Origin of the sequence: Bradyrhizobium sp. RP6 (assembly GCF_003837805.1) — a bacterium.
Classification (GTDB): Bacteria; Pseudomonadota; Alphaproteobacteria; order Rhizobiales; family Xanthobacteraceae; genus Bradyrhizobium.
In genome coordinates this window covers 446,488-464,380 of record NZ_RQIT01000001.1, presented here as the reverse complement: position 1 = coordinate 464,380, position 17,893 = coordinate 446,488, and the positions used below count along the sequence as shown (strand labels likewise).

20 protein-coding genes are annotated in these 17,893 nt (G+C 63.8%); 9 read left to right on the top strand and 11 right to left on the bottom strand.

Annotated elements, in window-relative coordinates:
- Window positions 1-140: 140 nt before the first annotated feature.
- On the bottom strand, window positions 141-698 hold the full coding sequence (locus EHH60_RS02565; RefSeq protein WP_245454376.1) for a group I truncated hemoglobin: 558 nt from the start codon (window positions 696-698) through the stop codon (window positions 141-143).
- Window positions 699-1,183: 485 nt separating this feature from the next.
- On the opposite strand from EHH60_RS02565, the gene EHH60_RS02560 reads away from it, so the two are divergent.
- Window positions 1,184-2,266, top strand: a complete 1,083-nt coding sequence (locus tag EHH60_RS02560) for a beta-propeller fold lactonase family protein (RefSeq protein WP_124157922.1) — start codon at window positions 1,184-1,186, stop codon at window positions 2,264-2,266.
- 326 nt (window positions 2,267-2,592) lie between these two features.
- Here the strand turns inward: EHH60_RS02560 and EHH60_RS02555 are convergent, their stop codons facing one another.
- The gene (locus EHH60_RS02555) at window positions 2,593-3,564 is read right to left on the bottom strand and encodes an ABC transporter substrate-binding protein (RefSeq protein WP_124157921.1); all 972 of its coding nucleotides are present in this window, start codon (window positions 3,562-3,564) and stop codon (window positions 2,593-2,595) included.
- A 174-nt stretch (window positions 3,565-3,738) separates the two neighbouring features.
- Window positions 3,739-4,977: an MFS transporter gene (locus tag EHH60_RS02550; RefSeq protein ID WP_124157920.1), complete on the bottom strand. Its 1,239-nt coding sequence runs from the start codon at window positions 4,975-4,977 to the stop codon at window positions 3,739-3,741.
- 129 nt (window positions 4,978-5,106) lie between these two features.
- Between EHH60_RS02550 and EHH60_RS02545 the strand changes: the two genes are divergently transcribed.
- Window positions 5,107-5,706, top strand: a complete 600-nt coding sequence (locus EHH60_RS02545) for a TetR/AcrR family transcriptional regulator (RefSeq protein WP_124157919.1) — start codon at window positions 5,107-5,109, stop codon at window positions 5,704-5,706.
- A gap of 347 nt (window positions 5,707-6,053) precedes the next feature.
- Here EHH60_RS02545 and EHH60_RS02540 read toward each other — a convergent pair whose 3' ends face one another.
- Window positions 6,054-7,427, bottom strand: a complete 1,374-nt coding sequence (locus EHH60_RS02540) for a PleD family two-component system response regulator (protein ID WP_124157918.1) — start codon at window positions 7,425-7,427, stop codon at window positions 6,054-6,056.
- Window positions 7,428-7,441: 14 nt separating this feature from the next.
- Entirely contained in the window at window positions 7,442-7,807 is a 366-nt protein-coding gene (locus EHH60_RS02535; protein ID WP_124157917.1) for a response regulator, read from the bottom strand.
- 237 nt (window positions 7,808-8,044) lie between these two features.
- Between EHH60_RS02535 and EHH60_RS02530 the strand changes: the two genes are divergently transcribed.
- The 3 genes from EHH60_RS02530 to EHH60_RS02520 are packed head-to-tail and all read left to right on the top strand — an operon-like array spanning window position 8,045 to window position 10,043.
- Window positions 8,045-8,356 carry a DUF3572 domain-containing protein gene (locus EHH60_RS02530; protein ID WP_028177874.1) on the top strand — a complete coding sequence of 104 codons (312 nt, stop codon included), beginning with the start codon at window positions 8,045-8,047 and terminating at the stop codon, window positions 8,354-8,356.
- Window positions 8,353-9,642 carry a DNA polymerase IV gene (locus tag EHH60_RS02525; protein ID WP_124157916.1) on the top strand — a complete coding sequence of 430 codons (1,290 nt, stop codon included), beginning with the start codon at window positions 8,353-8,355 and terminating at the stop codon, window positions 9,640-9,642. Before EHH60_RS02530 ends, EHH60_RS02525 begins: the two co-directional genes overlap by 4 nt.
- The gene (locus tag EHH60_RS02520) at window positions 9,642-10,043 is read left to right on the top strand and encodes an ACT domain-containing protein (RefSeq protein WP_124157915.1); all 402 of its coding nucleotides are present in this window, start codon (window positions 9,642-9,644) and stop codon (window positions 10,041-10,043) included. The genes EHH60_RS02525 and EHH60_RS02520 overlap by 1 nt, the downstream gene beginning before the upstream one ends.
- A 13-nt stretch (window positions 10,044-10,056) precedes the next feature.
- Here EHH60_RS02520 and EHH60_RS02515 read toward each other — a convergent pair whose 3' ends face one another.
- Complete coding sequence (locus EHH60_RS02515; RefSeq protein ID WP_014494674.1) at window positions 10,057-10,458, bottom strand: RidA family protein; 402 nt, start codon at window positions 10,456-10,458, stop codon at window positions 10,057-10,059.
- Between the two features lie 172 nt (window positions 10,459-10,630).
- The gene (locus EHH60_RS02510) at window positions 10,631-11,476 is read right to left on the bottom strand and encodes a cell envelope integrity EipB family protein (RefSeq protein ID WP_158626707.1); all 846 of its coding nucleotides are present in this window, start codon (window positions 11,474-11,476) and stop codon (window positions 10,631-10,633) included.
- Window positions 11,477-11,699: 223 nt separating this feature from the next.
- Here EHH60_RS02510 and EHH60_RS02505 point away from each other — a divergent pair, with 223 nt between their 5' ends.
- The 4 genes from EHH60_RS02505 (at window position 11,700) to EHH60_RS02490 (ending at window position 14,869) form a co-directional block, all read left to right on the top strand.
- The gene (locus tag EHH60_RS02505) at window positions 11,700-12,167 is read left to right on the top strand and encodes a RidA family protein (RefSeq protein ID WP_008130072.1); all 468 of its coding nucleotides are present in this window, start codon (window positions 11,700-11,702) and stop codon (window positions 12,165-12,167) included.
- 5 nt (window positions 12,168-12,172) lie between these two features.
- Window positions 12,173-12,919 (top strand): glycerophosphodiester phosphodiesterase, encoded by a 747-nt coding sequence (locus EHH60_RS02500; RefSeq protein WP_124157913.1) that lies wholly within the window; start codon window positions 12,173-12,175, stop codon window positions 12,917-12,919.
- Between the two features lie 218 nt (window positions 12,920-13,137).
- Entirely contained in the window at window positions 13,138-14,379 is a 1,242-nt protein-coding gene (locus EHH60_RS02495) for a GNAT family N-acetyltransferase (protein ID WP_124157912.1), read from the top strand.
- A 61-nt stretch (window positions 14,380-14,440) separates the two neighbouring features.
- Window positions 14,441-14,869: an HIT family protein gene (locus EHH60_RS02490; RefSeq protein WP_124157911.1), complete on the top strand. Its 429-nt coding sequence runs from the start codon at window positions 14,441-14,443 to the stop codon at window positions 14,867-14,869.
- A gap of 147 nt (window positions 14,870-15,016) precedes the next feature.
- Here EHH60_RS02490 and tsaA read toward each other — a convergent pair whose 3' ends face one another.
- From tsaA to EHH60_RS02470, 4 genes are all read right to left on the bottom strand, one after another.
- A complete protein-coding gene (tsaA, locus tag EHH60_RS02485) occupies window positions 15,017-15,508 on the bottom strand; it encodes a tRNA (N6-threonylcarbamoyladenosine(37)-N6)-methyltransferase TrmO (protein ID WP_124157910.1) in 492 nt (163 codons plus the stop codon).
- A 30-nt stretch (window positions 15,509-15,538) separates the two neighbouring features.
- A complete protein-coding gene (locus EHH60_RS02480; protein ID WP_124157909.1) occupies window positions 15,539-15,889 on the bottom strand; it encodes an AzlD domain-containing protein in 351 nt (116 codons plus the stop codon).
- The gene (locus tag EHH60_RS02475; RefSeq protein ID WP_124157908.1) at window positions 15,886-16,626 is read right to left on the bottom strand and encodes an AzlC family ABC transporter permease; all 741 of its coding nucleotides are present in this window, start codon (window positions 16,624-16,626) and stop codon (window positions 15,886-15,888) included. The genes EHH60_RS02480 and EHH60_RS02475 overlap by 4 nt, the downstream gene beginning before the upstream one ends.
- Window positions 16,627-16,876: 250 nt before the next feature.
- Window positions 16,877-17,830 (bottom strand): lytic transglycosylase domain-containing protein, encoded by a 954-nt coding sequence (locus EHH60_RS02470; protein ID WP_124157907.1) that lies wholly within the window; start codon window positions 17,828-17,830, stop codon window positions 16,877-16,879.
- Window positions 17,831-17,893 lie beyond the last annotated feature (63 nt).

Here is a 17,893-nt window from a genome sequence, read left to right as displayed (position 1 = left end):
CGGGCCAACAGCAGACCCATCGAAGCATCGGCGGACGACAGGGCAGAGCGGAATACTCTGCCCGCACAAATTGGCCGCTACGGGGCAAGAAAGACTTTATTCAGGTCACACCTCGTCCTTCTGCGCCAGGAGAGATTGCTTCAACCGCGCTTGGCTCTCGATACGTAACCGGCGGTCACCTCATCTTTGTGGCTGGCAAACGCAGCCAGTACTTCGGTCTTCTCGCGCTTCGGAACCTTGGCGAAGTCAAGCGTCCGTCCGAGTTCAGCTGCAACCTCGTCGAATTCCGCCGGAGAGATCCGCAAGGCCCGGTGCGCCTCCTCAAGGCCGAGGGGCGTCGTTCCCGGCCTCGTGGCTTTGAACTGGAACGGCCCACCCGAAATGTCACAGACCCAAAGCGTTCGCATGAACTTGAGGCCAGGCAAGCGCTTCAGATTTTTGGTGTGCCATTCCCTCAACTGCGGATTTTTGGACTTCTGACCAACAATGGGGTTCTTTACGACAGCGTCGCTGAAGTGATCCACGACCGCTGCAATGGCGAAGACGCCGCCAAGTCGTTCATACAGGCTTTGATCCCGAGTCGTTTGCTGGGTCTGCGCATGCGCTTGATTGGTTCCAGCCAAAGCCACGGGGGCCGTCAGCGCCAATCCTGCGACCACGCTTCTTCTGCTGATGGAAATCGAACGATCCCTTGCCAAGGGTCCCTCCTTGAATTGGTTTCGTGAGGCATTGCGGCCCAGCATCATCCCTTGCAAACGGCTGTCGCGCGCGCACTACCGCCCGGCGGCCTTATCGATGATTGCCGTGCTCCCATCGGATGGTTCGGAATAGAAATAGTTCCCGTAAAATTTGGAGCTGGATGTAAACACATGCGCCGGCACGTCAGTCCGAAATGTCCGTCTTGGTCAAAGACTGCCCATGGCTGCGTAGATACACCGTTCGGCTCACATCCTGAAAGCGGATGTCCTGGGCCTGTGAGCGATGGGGCAGCCCGTGGGCCAAGTGTAGACAAGGCACTACTAGCGAACGAGTGCTTCACGGCGTAACTTCCCAAGACCGGCCCTTGAGAGGCGGGCGTAATTTTCGGGAGGACGCCAAGATGTTGTGTAACCGCGCTATAGGATTATCGTTTGCCGTCATGCTGCTCAGTACGAGCTTTAGTACTGGGTACGCGAAGCCCCTCATGATCGTCGGGCTCGATGAGAAACTGCTGTGGGACGAGAGCGGCAAGCCCATTCTCTCCGCGTCCGGCAAGGATCAGGTTCTGATTGTCGATCTCGCCTCTCCTGAAACCCCCAAGATCATCGCTGCCCTGCCGCTCAAGAACTCGGTTGTCGGACCGCCCGTGAACGTTGCGATCGATCCCAGTGGAGCGGTGGCCCTGGTCGCCGACTCCGTCGATGTCATCAAGGACGGCGACTCGCTGAAACAGGTGCTTGACAACAAGATCTACGTCGTCGACCTGCAGTCCAGTCCGCCCAAGCTGGCCGCAACGCTTACTGGCGGGAAGCAGCCTTCCGGGCTCAGCTTCAGTCCAGATGGCAGGATGGCACTGGTCGCCAATCGCGGCGATAATTCGATCAGCGTCCTCTCCGTGAATGGCACAGACGTGAAGATCACGGACACCGTTGCGATGCCGGACAGTCCGTCGCACGTAACGTTCACCCCGGATGGCAAGCGAGCCCTGGTCGCCCGCTTCCCTGCTCACAAGATCTCCATGCTGGACATCGCGGGCGATAAGGTGACGTACAACAAGATCGACCTGCCGGCCGGCCAATGGCCCTACAATGTCGCGGCAGTACCAGGCGGGAAAGTCGCCCTGACCTCGGACAACGGCAACGCAGGTGCTTCCGATGGAAGTGTGGATACCACGAGCGTCATCGATTTGGAGGCCAACCCGCCGCGCATCATCGATCGCGTGGTGGTGGGCGACGGCCCCGAGGGACTTGCAATCAGCCCCAAGGGGGACGTCGCGGTTGCCGTGATTCTTCGCGGTTCGAACATGAAGAACGCATACTTCTACGAAAAGAACGGCAGCATTTCGGTGCTCAAGATCGATGGGAAGAAAGTGAGCAAGACCGAGGACATCGAGGTCGGCGGCTTGCCCGAGGCCGCAGTGTTCACGCCTGACGGCCAGTACCTCCTCGTCGGCAACTACCTGACACAGGACTTCTCGATCCTGAAGGTCGATGGCAATAACCTTACAGACACCGGCAAGCGCTTCCAGGTGCCCGGACATCCCGCCTCGGCCAGAATGGGACCGTAAAGGTCTTGGTCCATTCCACCATCCCTCAAGGCCCGCTTCACCGCGGGCCTTCACTGTTTCGTCGGCAACAACAAGTGGCTCGGCGGCAGCTTTAAGCTGGCTAGTTTGCGATCGAGCGAGCAGCTTCACATAGTGCGCCGGGCCTAACCCACGCACGATCTCTATTGCGAAACGCAGCCGGTCCATACATGTGGGTCAAAATGCGAAGAACTCAGGTTGAGTAAATCTGGTCCGCGCTGCCGCGATGAGCAGACCTCCGACCGATGAGGCGCAACTTCGCAGATGGGTCAAAGGCGGGACTCCTGCACCGCAGCAAAGCGGCGCTTCTACTCGATGACCTCATCAGCGCGGACGAGTAGTGAAGGTGGCACAGTGAGGCCGAGCATCTTGGCGGTCTTCATGTTGATTATCAGCTCGAATTTCGTCGGTTGCTCTACCGGTAGGTCGGCAGGCTTGGTGCCTTCGAGAATCCTATCGACGAGCCTGCCTGCACGGCGGAATAGATCGGCCGTATCTGCGCCGTAGACAGACAATCCGCCATTGGCATAGACCCGAAACAAGTAGTTTGCGGGTAGACGATGTTTCGCCGCGAGTGCGATTATTCGGGGAGCCTCGACATAGGTGAGGGGATCACCGAAATCAATTATAGCATCGGCGTTTTGGGCAGAAGCCGAAGCAAAGGCGATATCGAGTTCCTCGGCGGTGGCCGCTTCAACTGTCAGCAGCTCCATGCCGCGCCTGCGCGCCAGGTTGCGTATTTCTTCCACTAGGTAGATCATTGGATTCTTTGGATTGATTAAGACCGCAATTTTCGAGGCGCCGGGAACGAGCTCGCGAAGGATTTCGAGACGTTTTCCGAAGAAGTCCTCAGGGACGTTGGTGGTTATACCCGTTATGTTGCCATCCGGTCGCGATAGACTTTGCACGAGGCCGATGCGGACGGGATCGGCCACAGCCACGAATACAATCGGAATGGTGGTAGTTGCCGATTTCAGGGCCAGGGCCGCTGGTGGTCCTGCAGCGACCAGTACATCGGGATTGAGAGTCAGCAGGTCGGCGACTGAAGCTGGCAATTGATCGGGAGGATGAGAAAAGCGGACTTCGACAATTAGTTTTCCATCCACCCAGCCGCGGTGTCGCAGCCCATCAAGGAATACACGCTCGGCTTGATTAAGAGCCCGCCCGCTCCCATCACCTACAGCAAGAAAGCCGATGCGCCGAGGCTTCCTGTGCGCCCACAGACGCTGAGGCGAAACGAGCAACGCAGCAGTAACCGCTAGGAACCTCCGCCGCTTCATTCGATCCTCATCTGATGTTGAGGACGCCTTGGCGAGGGTATCACGTCCGAATGGTCGCACTCGATGCGGGCATAGGTCGCAGGTCCGCCTTGGGTCACGATCGGCCCATCACGACCAAACACCGGGACGTCCGCTGTAAGCTCCCAAGCTGACCAAAGCGACCAGCCGCCCTTGCTACGCCGTCCGCAACACCGGCGCCGGCGGTTGCGACGGGCGGATCAGCGCGAACGCGACCTGCACGATGCCGCCGGCGAGGCCGAGCGCGACGCCGATGCGCCAGGCCATGGTGTAGGAGCCGAGCGCATCGTAGAGCACCCCTCCCCCATAGGCGCCGAGAAAGCTGCCGATCTGGTGGCTCATGAAGGCGAGGCCCTGGATCATCGCCTGCCAGCGCAGGCCGAACATCTCGGCGACCGCGCCCGCGACCAGCGGGCCGACGCCCATCCACAAAAAGCCCATGATCGCGCCGAACAGCAGCGTCGAGAACGGCGTCGCCGGCAGCGTGAAGTACCAGGCGAGCGCCAGCGAGCGCAGGATGTAGATGCCGCCGAGCAGTGCCAGCTTGTTCCAGCGCTGGCCGGCCCAGCCGAAGAACAGCGAGCCCAGCACGTTGAAGCCGCCGATCATGCCAAGCGTCTGCGCGCTGAGCATGGGATCGAGGCCGCAGATCGCCAGATACGACGGCAGGTGCGTGGTGAGGAACACGAGCTGCATGCCGCAGACGAGATAGGCGCAGGTCATCACCACGAAGGAGGCATTGCCGAATGCGGTTCTCGCCGCTGCCGCCGCCGTGGCATCGTCGATCTCGTCGGCGGCCGGCTTCGGCAGCGGGATTCTGTCGACACGGCCGGCATACCAGGCGGCGGGTATCATCAGCACCGACATGACCACGAAGCCGGCAAGCCCGATGCGCCAGCCGAAACCCTCGTTGAGCATCTGCCCGATCGGCGCCGACAAGAGCGCGCCGAGCGAGCCCGCGCCGGAGACGATGCCGAGCACGGTGGAGCGCACCGTTTCCGGCACCGCGCGCGCCGCCACCGACATCGCGATCGCCGCCGCGGTGCAGGCCAGCGACGTCCCGATCAGCACGCCCGCTCCGATCATGATGCTGATGAGCCCGTTCGCGGTTGCCATCAGCGCGAGCCCCGCAATGTACATCAGCGCGCCCGCGATCATGATCGGGCGGAAGCCGTAGCGCGCGGTAAGCGCGCCGGCGGGTGGCTGGAGAAAGCCCCAGGCGAGGTTCTGCACGGCGAGCGCCAGCGTGAAATCCGAGATCGAGATGTGGATGTCGTGCGTCAGCGGCTGCATGAAGATGCCGAGGCTCTGCCGCAGCCCCATGCTCAGCGTCAGCATGATCGAGGCGCCGATCAGGATGGGCAATGTCGGACGCAGGACCTGCAGCAGAGGCATTTTCTTCTCCCTCGTCGGCACGGCGCAAATGCCGTCGTCTGCTTTTGCCGTTGATTTTGGGTACACAGACCTGTTTACATAGGCTATGGATGTCAGGTGCTGTCAAGCGAACAGGACGCGTGCTGCCGCATGGCTCCCCCGCCCAAACAACAGACGATGAAAGAGCGGATCCTCGAGACCGCCGACAAGCTGTTCTATCTACAGGGCATTCGCGCCGTCGGCGTGGACACCATCGCGGCCGAGATTGGCATCAGTAAGCGCACGCTCTACAACCACTTCCCCTCCAAGGACGCGCTGATCGCGGCCTATCTCGAGCGCCGCTTCGTATCTCAGCGTCCCTCCGACAAGCCGCCGGCCGAGCAGATTCTTGCGACCTTCGATTCGCTGGAGCGGCGGTTTGCGGCGAAAGATTTTCGCGGCTGCCCGTTCGTCAATGCCGTCGCCGAGCTGGGACCTGCGGACCGCGCCGTGAAGAAGATCGCGATCGCCTTCAAGGAAAGCCGCCGCATCTGGTTTCGCGAGCAGCTGAACGAGCTCGGCGTTGCGGACGCGGATGCGCTGGCGACGCAGCTCGTGCTTCTGGTCGACGGCGCCATCGCCCAGGACCTCGTGCGAGACGATCCCGAGATGGCGCGCGCCGCAAAGGAAGCGGCAAAGGTGCTGCTGCGCAATGCGGGCGTGGATATGGAGGGTGATGCGGTGATGCAGCATAAGCGCACGCCACAATGATCACTGTCGTCCCGGACAAGCGCAGCGAGGCGGAGCGCAGAGCCGGGACCCATCACCACAGGGAGAAGTTGGGCGAAGACTCGTGGTTGCCAGCTCACGCCATAACCGCTCCCTGGGGTTATGAGTCCCTGCGTTCCCAGGGACGACAGTGAGAATGTGGCGGAAGCGTCGACACCCAACTACACGTCAGGACCATTTCGCGACGCTACCAACATGCTCCTGTTTTGCCCGACAAGTCAAATCGCGCCGCCGACAGCGCAATCCTTTTGGCCACCCGCGTAACCCATTGATCCGACTAACGCCGGCTACTGTGCATGGGGTTGTTTTCGCAACTTTGTGCGGGCGGCTCACGCCGCCTGCGACACCACGCGATTGCGGCCGTCGTGCTTGGCGCGATACAGCGCAGTGTCGGCGCGCTTGAGAACGTCGGCAACCGCCTCGCCCTTTCGCTCCAGCGTGGTGAGGCCGATCGAGATCGTGACCTCGATCCGCTTGGTGCCCTTGTGGATCGCGAACGGCTCGCCCGCGATCGAGCGGCGCAGGCGCTCGGCGACCATGCCGGCGACGTGAAGATCGGTCTCCGGCATCACGATGACGAATTCCTCGCCTCCGTAGCGGCAGGCGAGATCGATGCCGCGGATCGACTTGCGCACGCGCACCGCGAACTCGCGCAGCACGTCGTCGCCGGCGTCGTGGCCGTAATTGTCGTTGATCGACTTGAAGTAGTCGATGTCGAGGATCATCAGCGCCAGCGGCTTGCCGCGGAGCGAGGCCTGCTCGGCGAGGGTCGCGAGATGGCTCTCCATGTAGCGGCGATTGTGCAGGCCGGTGAGCGCGTCGGTGATCGCCATCTCGATCGAGTTCTGCACGTTGTCGCGCAGATGATCAGTGTAGCGGCGGCGGCGGATCTGGGTGCGGGCGCGGGCCAAGAGCTCGGTCTTGTCGATCGGACGCAGCAGATAGTCGTTGACGCCGATCTCGAGGCCGCGGAGCAGCCGCGTCGAGTTCTCGGGGTCCGCGATCGCCAGGATCGGCACATGCCGCGTGCGCTCCAGCGAGCGCGCCTGGCTGCATAGCCTGAGGCCGTCGAAATTGTTGAGGTCGAGCGAGACGATCAGGAGGTCGTAATTGCCCTCGGCGGCGTGGAACAGCGCCTCCGTCGGGTTCGGCTCGACGTCGACGGTGTGCTCGGCGGCGAGGATTGTCGCCAGCCGCTCGTAGGAGGACTCGCGGTCGTCGACCAGCAGGATGCGGCCGCCCTTGCCGGTGTCGGCCACGGCACTGCGCTCGGGCGCCTGCATGCCGATCTCGAGCGAGGTGATGGCGCGCATGCGCAGCTCGTCAGTCATCATCTTCAGCCGGGTCAGCGAGCGCACGCGCGCGATCAGCACGACGTCGGAGACGGGCTTGGTGAGGAAGTCGTCGGCGCCGGCTTCCAGGCCGCGGTTGCGGTCCGCCGGGCTGTCGAGCGCGGTGACCATCACGACCGGAATGTGGTGCGTGGCGGGATCGGTCTTGAGGCGGCGGCAGACTTCAAAGCCGTCCATGTCAGGCATCATGACGTCGAGCAGGATGATGTCGCATTCGGCGCGGCGGCTGATCGCCAGCGCCTCGGTGCCGTTCGAAGCGGTCATCACGTCGAAATATTCGGCGGACAGGCGGGCTTCGAGGAGTTTGACGTTGGCAGGAACGTCATCGACAACCAGGATACGCGCGGACACTTTGAACTCACTTCCTATCCGATAAAACGCCGGACCGTCTCAATGAATTTGCCGACCGAGATCGGCTTGGACAAATAGGCCTCGCAGCCGCCCTCGCGGATGCGCTCTTCGTCGCCCTTCATCGCGAATGCCGTGACCGCGACGATGGGAATGCTGCGCAGCTCCGGATCGTCCTTGATCCAGCGCGTCACCTCGAGCCCGGAGACCTGCGGCAACTGGATATCCATCAGCACGAGGTCGGGCCGCATCTTGCGAACGAGATCGAGCGCCTCGTAACCGTTGCTGGTACCCGAAGTCTGATAGCCATGCGCTTCCAACAGGTCGCGGAAGAGCTTCATGTTGAGCTCGTTGTCTTCCACGATCAGGACGGTCTTAGCCATCCCGTCCTCCTGATTGGCACGAAGCCGGATACATGTGACGCCTCAGGCGCCGCTTCCCGGCGCTTCGAAAACTGGATTCAAACTAGCCTCAGATTCGCTCTAGTTTCGTTAAAGCCGAGGGGCCACTTTCTGCGATGTGGTTTCCACTTGCTTGCCCCGGATCGCAAGACTCAAGGCGGAGACTCGGGCATGATGCAAAGTAGACACCGAAAGTTAACGGAAAGGCAAACCGGGCCCGTGAAAAAGCCTGTTCACAACCCCCGCGAAGTCGCTGAAATCGTTGCGATTCAAGCGCTGTCCTTCGTCGCGAGCGAGCCCGAGCGGCTGGGCCTGTTCCTGGCCGAGACAGGTGTGGGCCCGGAGACCCTCCGGAACGCCGCCTCGGACCCGAATTTCCTCCTTAACGTGCTGGATTTCGTGCTGCGCGATGACGCCACCGTGAAGGCCTTCGCGAGCGCCTCGGAGCTGCATCCGACCAACGTTGCCGCAGCGCGGCAAGTCCTCGGGGATGCGCTCGGCGACCGCTCCTGGGAGCGCGACGTGCCGTGACCGCCCCCGACCCGGCCGGGCCCCGCTGCTTCTGCCGGGATTGTCTGGCCGATCTGGACATGGGCGTACGGCGCTGTTCCGCCTGCGGATCCCCCCGCCTCGTCCGCCACCGGGCCCTTGCAGGCCTGACCATCGCCCATATCGACTGCGACGCCTTCTACGCGACGGTCGAGAAGCGCGACAATCCTGACATCGCCGACAAGCCCGTCATCATCGGCGGCGGAAAACGCGGCGTGGTGTCGGCCGCCTGCTACATCGCCCGCACCTATGGCGTGCGCTCGGCGATGCCGATGTTCAAGGCGCTCGAGGCCTGCCCGCATGCGACCGTGATCCGCCCGGACATGGCCAAATACGTCCGCGTCGGCCGCGAGGTGCGCCAAGCCATGCAGGCGCTGACGCCGCTGGTCGAGCCGCTCTCGATCGACGAAGCCTTCCTCGATCTCTCCGGCACCGAACGGGTGCACGGCATGATCCCGGCAAAGGTGCTGGCGCGCTTTGCCCGCGACGTCGAGCGCGACATCGGCATCACCGTCTCGGTCGGCCTGTCCTGCAACAAGTTTTTGGCCAAGATCGCCTCCGACCTCGACAAGCCCCGCGGCTTTGCCGCGCTCCACCAGGAGGAAGCCCGATTGATGCTGGCGGAAAAGCCGGTCGGCTTCATCTTCGGCGTAGGGCCAGCGACGCAGGAGCGCCTCGTGCAGCGCGGCTTCCGCATCATCGCCGACCTGCAGAAGGCCGACGAGATCGAGATGATGCGGCAGTTTCCGAGCGACGGCCGCCGGCTGTGGCGGCTCGCGCGCGGCATCGACGACCGCCGCGTCGAGCCCGACCGCGGCGCCAAGACCATCTCCAGCGAAACCACCTTCGAGACCGACATCCGCGACTTCGCGACCTTGGAGAAGATCCTGTGGCGGCTGTGCGAGAAGACGTCGTCGCGCCTGAAAAGCAGCGAACTCGCCGGCTCGACCGTCACGCTGAAGCTGAAGACCGCCGACTTCCGCCAGCGCACCCGCTCGCAGTCGATCGCAGCGCCGACGCAGCTTGCCGCAAAGATTTTCTCGATATGCCGCGAGATACTGGCCAAGGAAATCGACGGCACCGCCTTCCGCCTTATGGGCGCCGGCGTCAGCGCGTTGCGCGAGGGCTCAGCGAGCGACGACACCGACATGCTCGACCGCCGCGCCGCCCACGCCGAACGTGCGGTGGACAGCCTGCGCAAGAAGTTCGGCAGCGCTGCGGTGATCCGCGGCATCGCCTATGACGGGCCGGAGAAGGCGCAGGAGTGATGACGGGTGAACGCGATCTCAAGGCGCTGCTGGGCAACATGAAGCCGGAGATCCTGGACGGCATCTTCGTGTTTTGCACGCTTGCGCCGAACGCGAGTATTCCAGCCACCATCAGCCCGATGCTGACGTTCCGCGAACGCGAAGGAACAACGCTGGTGATACTGCAGAAGGAGGCTGAACGTGCCGGACTACGCCATGAATTTCCCTCGCGCCTGATCACCCTGACAGTTCGCTCCGCGCTCGATGCGGTGGGCTTTCTGGCGGCAATCACGGCGCGTCTGGCCGAAGCCGGCATCAGCGTGAACGCCGTGTCGGCCTTCTATCACGATCACCTGTTCGTGCCGGTGGACAAGGCCGACGAGGCGATGACGGTTCTGCAGGCGATGTCCAAGGCCACGTGAGCGTGGCAGGGATTCAGTCCGCGACTGCGACCGCCTCGATCTCGATCAGCCATTCCGGCGCGGCGAGCGCGGAGACGCCGACCAGCGTCGAGGCCGGCGGCTCCATGCCTTCGAAGAAAGCCGAGCGCGCCTTGCCGATGATGGGCCGCAGCTCCGGCTTGTAGTTCACGACGAAAGTCGTGATCTTGACGATGTTGGCGTAGGTCGCCCCCGCCGCCTTGAGCGCGTGGCCGAGATTCTGCATCACCTGCGTCGTCTGTGCGGCGATATCGCCCTCGCCGACGATCCGTCCTTCCTCATCCACCGACACCTGGCCGGAAATGTAGATGGTGCGCGCACCGGAAGCAGTGACGACGTGGGAATAGGCCGGGTTGTGATGCAGGCCGCTGGGGCGGAGATGGTCGAGCTTCGGCATGGAGGCGCTCCCGGAGTTTGTGGTTGGGGCAGAGCGTAGCTGGAGAGCGAGCTGAGAGCCAGCCCCGTCATTGCGAGGAGCTCTTGCGACGAAGCAATCCAGAATTTTTCCGCGGCGAGATTCTAGATTGCTTTGCTGGCTCGCAATGACACAGGAGAGAGCGCGACCGCCCTCAATTACAGGGCTTGCTGTCCTTCACGTCGAACTTGCCCATCGAACCCGAAATCACAAAATCGTTGTAATCGAGCACGAGCTGGCGCGAGACGCCGTTCTCGTAGAGCTCGAACGACATCGCATAGACCGGCGTCTGCTCGCCCTCTTTCTGCTGGACGTCGCGATCGAAATAGCTGACGGTGACGGGCCAGCGTTTCAACGACTTCATGTGCTCGTCCGAGGTCGATGGGTCTGCCGAGGTGGCACGGTCGGCGGGGATCGGCTGGCCGATCACGGTCAGCGTGTTGTAGACTTTCTGGCCGTCGTCGGAGCCGTCATAAACGGAGAGCTCGAGCAGCGACTTGCCTTCTTTCGCGGCGGCGATAATGCGCTGGATCTGCTCGGTCGGAAACACGACCTTGCCGTCGAGCGTAAAGCTCTTCGGCGCCGGCAGCTTCAGCTTGACGTTGATATGGTCGCCGTCGCGCTCGGCCGAGCCGTCGACCCGGCCGGCATCTGCCTCGTTCATGCGCGTCTCGATCTTGAAGCGGTAGCTCTTGCCCGCGGCGTCCTCCCAGGAATTGGACCGGAGGTCGCTGAGCGTAATCTTGCCCTCGCCGCTGTCGAGTTCGGAGACCTGACGGAATTCCGAGGTATAGCCCTCGCAAGCGTTCCCCGTGAAATTGTAGAGGATGCGGCCGCGGGCGCTGTTGACCGAATTGGAGCGCGATTTGACGAGGCTGAGGTCATAGAGTGCCTGATGCGCGAGAAACGGACCATTGGCGGCCAGCGCCCCGCCGCCGGGGCCAAAAGCGGCCGCTGCGAGCGCCATCACACCGAGCGAAGTCCGGAAAAGGTGCACCATGTCTGTTCCCTGAGGAAAGCGCAGATTTGACATTTTACTGACCGTTCCATTGCGTCGCAACTGAGGCGGCTGTACGCAAAGTTGCCCCTTCGCGTTGGTCTGCCTCAAACAAATGCGTCCCCTTCCGGTTGCTTGCATGTGACGGCACGATGGGCGAAACAGGGCCCGCCCGGCCTTCAAACGGACGCGCCGGGGCGAATGATTTTGGACAACGAGGTCGGACATGGCGGGCACGGTCGAGCAGAAACTGGCGGAACAGGGCATCAAGCTGCACGAGGCCCCCACTCCTGTCGCCAACTACGTCCCGTTCGTGCGCACCGGCAATCTGCTGTTCGTCTCCGGCCAGGTCTGCTTCGACCCCGCCGGCAAGCTGATCGCCAAGGGCAAGCTCGGCGCCGGCGTCTCCATCGAAGAGGGTGCGGCGGCCGCGCGTGGCTGCGCGGTGAACCTGCTGGCCCAGGTCAAGGCGGCGCTCGGCGATCTCGACAAGGTCGTGCGGGTGGTGCGCCTCGGCGGCTTCATCAACTCGGCGCCGGACTTCCTCGACGGGCCAAAGGTGCTCAACGGCGCCTCCGACCTGATGGTCGCCGCCTTCGGTGACAAGGGCCGCCATGCCCGAACCACCGTTGGGGTCGCCTCGTTGCCCGCCGATGCGGCGGTCGAGGTCGAAGGCGTGTTCGAGGTCGCCTGACACGAATGCGTGCTCCGGATTGGCTGACAGCCCGGCCGGTCGCCCACCGCGGCCTGCATGACATTTCGCGCGGCATCGTCGAGAACATGCCGGGCGCGGTGCAGGCTGCGATTGCAGGCAATTTCTCCATCGAGGTCGACATCCAGCTGTCGTCCGACGGCGAGGCCATGGTGCATCACGATCACGCGCTGGGCCGCCTCACCGAGGCCACCGGGGACGTCATCTCGAAGACCGCGGCGGAGCTGAGGGCGGTCAAGTTCAGGGATACCGCCGAACGGATGATGTCGCTCAGCGACCTCTGCGCCATGGTGGCCGGCCGGGTGCCGCTGGTGATCGAGTTGAAGAGCCATTTTGGCGGCGACCGCAAGCTGGTGACGCGGATGGCCGAGGTGCTGGCGTCCTATGACGGCCCGGCGGTCGGCATGTCGTTCGATCCCGACCAGGTGCTGGCGCTGCGCCAATTGCTGCCCTCCCGTCCGCGCGGCATCGTCGCGCAACGGACCTATGAGGACGAGTACTGGGCCAAGCTCACCCGGGAGCAGCGCGACAGCATGCTCTACCTGCGCCACGGCTTCCAGACCCAGCCCCACTTCGTCGCCTTCAAGGTCGACCACCTCCCGGCCCCCGCACCCTGGATCGCCCGCAACGTGTTCGGCTGCGCCCTGCTCGGCTGGACCGTCCGCACCCCGGAGCAGCGGACGCGGGTCGCCCAATATGCGGATCAGATGATCTTCGAGGGGTTTGTGCCGTAGGAGGCGCTGTCGCCGCCACACATAAACTCTCGTGTCCCGGACGCGCTGCAACAGCTCGCGTTGCTGCGCAGAGCCGGGACCCAATCTCTCCACGAGCACGCTTCCACATAGGCCCCGGCTCAGCAGCGCACCACTACGCGCTGCGCTGCGTCCAGGGCACGAGACCTGTGTTGCTCCACCCCTTGAAGTCGCTGCTGCAATGCACGATCTTGGGCGCAATGGCATCATCCGACATTACGCTCGAAGCCGTCCCGTCCATTGGCGAAATCTCGCCCGAGGATTGGGACGCTTGCGCCAATCCCGGCGGCAAGTGCGAGGAGCATCGTGCGGGAACCTCATCCGCCCCTCCGGGCGATTCCCTTGGCCTCTCAAGACCTGCCTATAACCCGTTCGTCTCGCACGCATTTCTATCCGCCCTTGAGAAATCGGGTTCGGCGACCATCCGCACCGGCTGGGGTCCGCGGCATCTCGTGGCCAAGGTCGACGGCCGCGTCGCCGGTGTCGTGCCATGCTATTTGAAATCGCACAGCCAGGGCGAATACGTCTTCGACCGCGGCTGGGCGGACGCCTATGAGCGGGCCGGCGGACGCTACTACCCGAAGCTTCAGGTCTCGGTTCCCTTCACGCCGGCGACAGGGCCGCGGCTGCTGGTCCGGGACGGCGTCGACCGTGCGCAGATCACCAACGCCCTGGCGAGCGGACTGGTGGCGTTGTGCGGAGTCAGCAAGGCGTCCTCAGTCCACGTCACCTTCGCACGAGAGGCCGAATGGAAGCTGCTCGCCGAGCGCGGCTTCCTCCAGCGCACCGACCAGCAGTTCCACTGGCACAACGAGGGCTTTGCGGGTTTCGACGATTTCCTGGCGACGCTGAACTCCCGCCACCGCAAATCGATCAAGCGCGAGCGGCGCGACGCGCTCGCGGCCGGCATCACCATCCACTGGCTCACGGGCAAGGACATTACCGAGGATGCCTGGGACGCCTTCTTCGAGTTCTACATGGAGACCGGTTCGCGCAAATGGGGCAGGCCGTATCTGACGCGCGAGTTCTTCTCCCTGATCGGCGAGACCATGAGCGAGGACGTGCTGCTGGTGATGGCCCGCCGCAACGATCGCTGGATCGCGGGCGCTATCAACTTCATCGGCTCGGACACGCTGTTCGGCCGCAACTGGGGCGCGGTCGAGCACCATCCGTTCCTGCATTTCGAGGTCTGCTATTATCAGGCGATCGACTTCGCCATTAAACGCGGCCTCAGGCATGTCGAGGCCGGCGCGCAAGGCGAGCACAAGATCGCGCGCGGCTACCTGCCGCGCACCACCCATTCCGCCCACTTCATCGCCGATCCAGGCCTGCGCCGCGCCATTGAGGATTACCTCAGGCGCGAGCGCGCCTATGTCGCCGAGGCCGGACGGGAGCTCGCCGAACTCGGCCCATTCCGCAAAGGCGCCGACGAGGCGCCTTGACGCCTCGCCGTTGCTGGTGACAGTAAGCGCAAAATCTCGAGGAGCCCGCCGAGGAGCTATCATGACCGCCTACGACACCAACAACATCTTCGCAAAGATCCTGCGCGGTGAGCTGCCCTGCTACAAGGTCTACGAGGACGAGCACGTCTTCGCCTTCCTCGACATCATGCCGCGCGTGCCCGGTCACACGCTGGTGATCCCGAAGGCCCCTGCCCGCAACATCCTCGACATCAAGCCGGACGACTACGCCCATGTCGCCCGCGGCGCGCACAAGATCGCCGCTGCGGCGATGAAGGCGTTCGAGGCCGACGGCATCACCGTTCAGCAGTTCAACGAGCCGGCCGGCGGACAAGTGGTGTTTCACCTGCACATGCACGTGATGCCGCGTCACGACGGCGTCGCGATGCTGCCCCCGGCGAGCCGCATGGAAGACGCCAAAGTGCTGGAAGAGCACGCGGCGAAGCTGATCGCGGCGTTGAAAGCGGGCTGACGCCACACGCTCCGAGCCAACGGGTCCGCGCGGCGCGCGGCCCGATGACAGGCTCCGCAAAGCAATCCAGAATCCCTCCGCGGAGTCAGTCTGGATTGCTTCGTCGCAAGAGCTCCTCGCAATGACGGGGTTGGAGCGCTGCACCCCTCACTCCGTCTCGAAATCACCCTTCTGCGGCGCGGCCAGTGGCGTGAACTCGCAGCGGTCGGGCTTGAGGTCGATCAGCGGTGTGTTGTCGAGGCAATCGAGCCCACGCACCAGGATCGCATTGCCCTCGATGCCGACCAGCTTCACGATCGACGTCCCGATCGGGTTGGGCCGAACCGGCGAGCGCAGCGAGAACGTGCCGCGGGTCTTCTCGTTGTTCTTCGGGCTTTGCAGAATGATGTCGCGGCGCGACTGGTCGAGCCAGTAGAGCACTTCGAGATTGCTGTAGAAATCGACGCCCTTGATCGCCGGCACGAACGGCTCGAAGATCTCGAGCCGGCATATCGGGCCGTCCTGACGCCCCTGCCGCGGCGTCTCCAGGCGCGACGTCCAGGGCGTGCGGATACGGCCAATGAAGACGAGACCGGCATCCTGCGTCGGCGGCAGCTCGATGGCGACCTCGCCCTCGCGTAGCTCCTGTTCGCGAACCATATTTCAGTTCCTTGCTGTTCGCCGGCGGTTTTAGCCCAACCACCACTTGCCGGCCAGCATGAAGACTTCGCCCGTGGCCACGCCGGCGAAGATCGAGCGGCGGGTCAGCAGGAAGACGACGAGTCCGGCGCCGACCGCGCCATAGCGCAGCACGTCAGGCACAGTGGCAAGCGCCCCTGGCGGCTCCACCACGATCTGGGCGATGACGCCGGCCAGGATCGCGGTCGCGACCGCCCGCACCCAGACCAAGAGCTCCGAGCCCTCGTCGATGCCACCGCCGAACCACAGCCCCAGCATGCGCCAGATCTGGTTCGGAACGACGCCGGCGACGAACAGCACGGCGAGCGCGTGCCAGTCGCCGATGAGCTGCGCAAAGCTCATGCGCGCACCTCTCGCCACCAATGCACGCCATAAGCGATCGTGCCGGCCACCACACCGCTGACGAGGATGTCGAGGCCGGAGTTCATCCTGGCGGCCAGCGGATAGAGCACGATCCCGAGCGCCAGCGCGACGAGGTCGGCGACCTCGCGGCTGTTGCGCGCGGTCGAGAACAGGAAGGACAGCGGCGTCAGCAGCAAGATCGCCGCTCCAAGCGTCTGGGTCAGATTGGCGGCGAGGAAATAGCCGACGGTATTGGCGACGAGGCACACCGAAACGAGGCCACAGCCGAGCCCGTGGACGAAGGCGATGCGCCGCTCCCGCGGCACAAGCGGCAGGAAGCGATGGCACTCGACCCACAGCGTCACCGCCGTCAGATGCGCGGCGAAGACCAGCTCGCGTCGTTTCGTCGTCGGCGTTCGCATCAGCGGCAGCACCGAGACCACCATCGGAAACAGGCGAATGGCGCTGACCGTGACTGCAAGCGCCGACTGGATGATGGTCGCGCCGGAGCCGAGCGTGGTGATCAGGATGATCTGCGCGGGACCGGCCCAGACGAACAGCGTCGAGACGAGCGCCCAGAGCAGGCTGAAATGGGTGTCATGGGCGAGCGCTCCGATGCCGAGATAGGTCACGAACAGCACGATGGTGAGGATCGTCTGCGTGATCGAGCGCAGCCCCCACGCAAACGCGCGCCACGGACTTTGCCATTGAGGGGAATCGAGCGGGGGAAGCGCCACGGGAGTGTCGGTCGGGGTTACGGAATCGTGCCCGCATAACGGGCAATGGGGGCATCCGCGTCAAGGAAGCCCGCGGCGGGGCTGGCATGCGCGACACACCCACCGCCGTCATTCCGGGCGCGCCACTTGGCGCGAACCCGGAATCCATCTCGCGACGGTCTCTGTGGCCGATGGATTCTCAGGTGCGCAATTGCGCACCATAGTTCGATGCTTCGCGTCGCCCCGGAATGACGACCAGGGCGAATGCGCTCTATCCGCTCACACCACGGTTCTTCAGCACGAAGCAGGCGCCACCCGCCTTGCGGATGCGGTTGCACAGATCATCCGCCTCGGCTCGGGTATCCGCGCCGATACGCACCTGGTAGAAGGCGCGCGTGCCGCGGCTGCGCATCACCGAGCTTAGCAGGCTAGGATCTCGCTCGCCGATCACGGCGCTCAGCTTCGTGACCGCCCTGGAATACATCGCCAGCGCCTTGTTGCGGTCGAAGCCGGCCGCGAGCTGCACCCCCCAAATCTTTGCAGCGGCAAGCTCGACATGCTGCTCGAGCTCGGCGACGAACGGATTCGGCGCGCGCTTGAGCAGCGCCATCAGATCACGGCAGCTCGTCGGCGGCGAACTCGGCGGTCCCTTGCCGGTGCTGCCCGCCTTGGCCCAGGCATCGACGCTCGTGCCGGTGATGGCGAAGACGTAGTTGCGGGTCTGCTCCGGCATCGGCCCGGTGCCGGCGAGCCATTCCTGCACGCGCCGGGGACCGGCATTGTAGGCGGCCGCGGCGAGGCCGAGATTGCCGAACTGGTTGCGCAGCTCGTTCAAAAATTCGGCCGACTTCGGCAATGCCTGCACCGGGTTGAATGGATTGAGCAACCCTCGCTCACTTGCCGTCCCCGGCATGAACTGCGCTATCCCTTGTGCGTGCTCGCCATTGCGCGTCATGGGGCCCACCGCATCGGCCTGGAAGCGGCTTTCCTGCCAGATCACACGGGCGAAGAATTCGAGCGGGAGATTGGCATCGCGCGCGGCCGCCTCCACGATCAGGCAGATCGACTCCCGCGTGTCGCTCTCGCGCGCATCCGCGGGTTTCTCCGCGGGCTTCTGGGGCTCCTCGGCATTGGAAGGCACGACAGGGGCCGGCGTCTCGTCTGCGAGCACCGGCGACAGCACGAAGGCGTGGCACAAGACGGCGATGACCCGAGCTATTCGCATGGCAGTGACGCTATCGGACAATTCGGACCTTGACTTGGAACCCCAGCCAACTAGCACAAGCGG